General features: G+C 69.4%; 2 protein-coding genes. Both read left to right on the plus strand.

The window, feature by feature from the left end:
• A partial coding sequence (locus AC08OP_RS23725) for a cell division protein FtsK (RefSeq protein WP_476616198.1) occupies positions 1-1889 on the plus strand: 1889 nt, incomplete at its 5' end.
• 408 nt (positions 1890-2297) lie between these two features.
• Positions 2298-2744, plus strand: a 447-nt coding sequence (locus tag AC08OP_RS23730; RefSeq protein WP_476616199.1) for a DNA cytosine methyltransferase, incomplete at its 3' end; no start/stop codon positions are given.

Below are 2744 nucleotides of genomic sequence, written 5' to 3' on the forward strand. Positions count from 1 at the left end.
TGGCCGCACGCTGGGCGGTGGGCCACTACACCTACACCGCCCTCTACCACGCGGTGCGGGTGCCGGTGTACGCCGCCCGGCTGGTCGGCCGCGCCCCGCGCGGCGCCGGTCGGCTGCTGGGCGCGGTGGTGGGCTGGCTGGGCGACACCGACGCCCGGCCGGTGATCGCCGCTTCAGTCCGCCAGGAAGACGCCGGGATATATCTGCGGCTGGCCCGTCTGCATGACACCCGGACTCGGGCGCGGGCGTTCCTGGCCGTCCTGGGCGGCTTTCCTGCCCTCACGCTGGCCGTGTGGTGGTGGGGCGCCGCCCCCGCCGGGGTGCGTCTGCTGCTGGGCGCCGCCGTGGTCGGCGGGCTCGGGGTGCTGGGGGCGCCGGCGGACCGGCCGCTGATGAGTCCGGCTGTGGTCCCGACCCGGGTGGGCCGGCTGACCGCGGACATCGTCGTCCGCGCGCTGGGGGCACTGGGCATCGCTGAGATCAACAAGGCGCGTCGCGAGGGTGGTGGGATCACCTTCCCCTCCCCGATCATGCGGGACGGTCCCGGCTGGCGCGCCGAGGTCGATCTTCCCTATGGGGTGACGGTGTCCGACGTCTTGGAACGCCGGGAACGGCTCGCGTCCGGGCTGCGCCGCCCGATCGGCTGCGTGTGGCCGGAGGCCGGGCACGACGCGCACGCCGGCCGGCTGGTGCTGTGGGTGGGGGATCAGGACATGTCCAAGGCCCCGGCCGCTGCCTGGCCGCTGACGCGGCGGGGTGTGACGGACGTGTTCGCCCCGGTGCCGTTCGGCTCCGACCCGCGTGGGCGGCCGGTCAGCATGCTCTTGTCGGAAAACAATGTGCTGGTCGGCTCGCTGCCCGGGGCGGGGAAAACGTCGGCGGTGCGGGTGCTCATGCTCGGCTGCGCACTCGACCCCACCTGTGAGCTGTGGGTGTTCAACCTGAAAGGAACCGCCGATCTGGACGCGGCGGAAAAGGTCGCCGCCCGTTATGCCTCTGGACTGGACGACTCCACGATGGAAATCGTGCTGGAAGCGTTACGGGATCTGCGGGCGGAGATTGTCCGCCGGGCCTCGGCGATTAAACGGCTACCGAAGGACCTGTGCCCGGATGGGAAGGTGACCCGGCAGATCGCCGGTTTGCGGTCGTACGGGTTGCATCCGCTGGTCGCGATTGTGGACGAGTGCCAGAACCTGTTCGCGCACCCGGCCTACGGCAAGGAAGCCGGTGAGTTGGCCACGGACATTATCAAACTGGGCCGGGCGCTCGGGGTGATTCTGATTCTGGCGACGCAGCGGCCGGATGCCGCCTCGTTGCCGACCGGGGTTTCATCGAATGTGTCGATCAGGTTCTGTCTGCGGGTCATGGGCCAGGTCGAAAACGACATGATCTTGGGGACGTCGATGTATAAGAACGGGATTCAGGCAACGACGCTGCGGCCGTCGGACAAGGGTATCGGCTATCTGGTTGGCGCCAGCGACGACCCGATGATTGTCCGCTGCGCGTACATCGATGCCCCGATCGCGGACGAGATCGCCGAGCGGGCGCGGGAAGCCCGTATCGCCGCGGGCCGGCTGTCCGGGCAGGCCGCCGGGGACAGCACCCCGCCGGAATCGGCACCGTCGCTGTTGGACGACATTCTGTCCGTGGTGCCCGGGGGCGAGGGCAAGGTGTGGTCAGAAACCGTTGTCGCCCGGCTCGCCGAGCTGCGGCCGGATGTGTACGGAGGTTGGGGTGCCGATCAGCTCGCGATGGTTCTCAAACCGTACGGAATCGAGACCGTGCAGATCGGCCGCCGGATAGCCGGGAAGGTGCTCAACCGGCGTGGGATCGAACGCCGCCACCTAGCCGCAGCGGTGGCGGAACGTGACCGGAAGCGGGCTTCCTGACGGTCCGCGGGGTGCTAACAGTTAGCGGCTCTCCCGCTAACTGTTAGCACCCCTGTTAGCCCCCTCACAGGCCGCTGACCTGCTCGTTTGCCTGTTAGCGGCCCGGGCCGTGAAACCGCCGAAACCCCGGGGAACGAGGGCTGTGGCCCCCTCCCGGCCCGTCTCGCCGCCCCGGCACCCCGGCACCGTTGCCGTCACCCTGCGCGACCGGCCCGGGGGTGGTCGCCGGCATCCCGACCACGGGCAGGGCACCGGCGAAAGCCGGCGCACGCACCATCCATGGTGGTCGGCCGCGTGTTTTCCAGAAATCGCCTTGCGGGGTTAGCGCTGACCGCGCACACCCTTTTTTCGAACTATCCACCTCTTTTGCCTGCTCTACTGTGAGGGGAGACAGCAGGAATGTCGGCTGTGCTTGACCTTTTCGCCGGCCCCGGTGGCTGGGGCTCGGCCTGCACCAGGCTCGGCCTGGCCGAAATCGGCGTCGAATGGGATCACTGGACCTGCGAAACCCGCCGCGCCGCCGGGCTGGCAACCGTTGAAAACGACGTCGATGCCATCCACCCGGGCGACTACACCGGGATTACCGGGCTGATCGCCTCCCCGCCCTGCCAGCCGTTCAGCAGCGCGGGAAAACGGCTGTGGCTGGCCGACCCCCGCGGCCGGCTCATTCACCAGCCGATGAGGTTCGCCCGCGTGCTGCGGCCAGTGTGGATCGCGATGGAAGAAGTCCCCGCCGTCCTGCCGATCTGGGAACGGTTCGCCTACGAACTGCGCCGCGGCGGCTACGCCACCTGGACCGGAATCCTCGCCGCCGAACAGTACGGGGTGCCGCAAACCCGCCGACGCGCCTTCCTC

The sequence above is a fragment of the Frankia sp. CeRuru1 genome, from assembly GCF_977966315.1.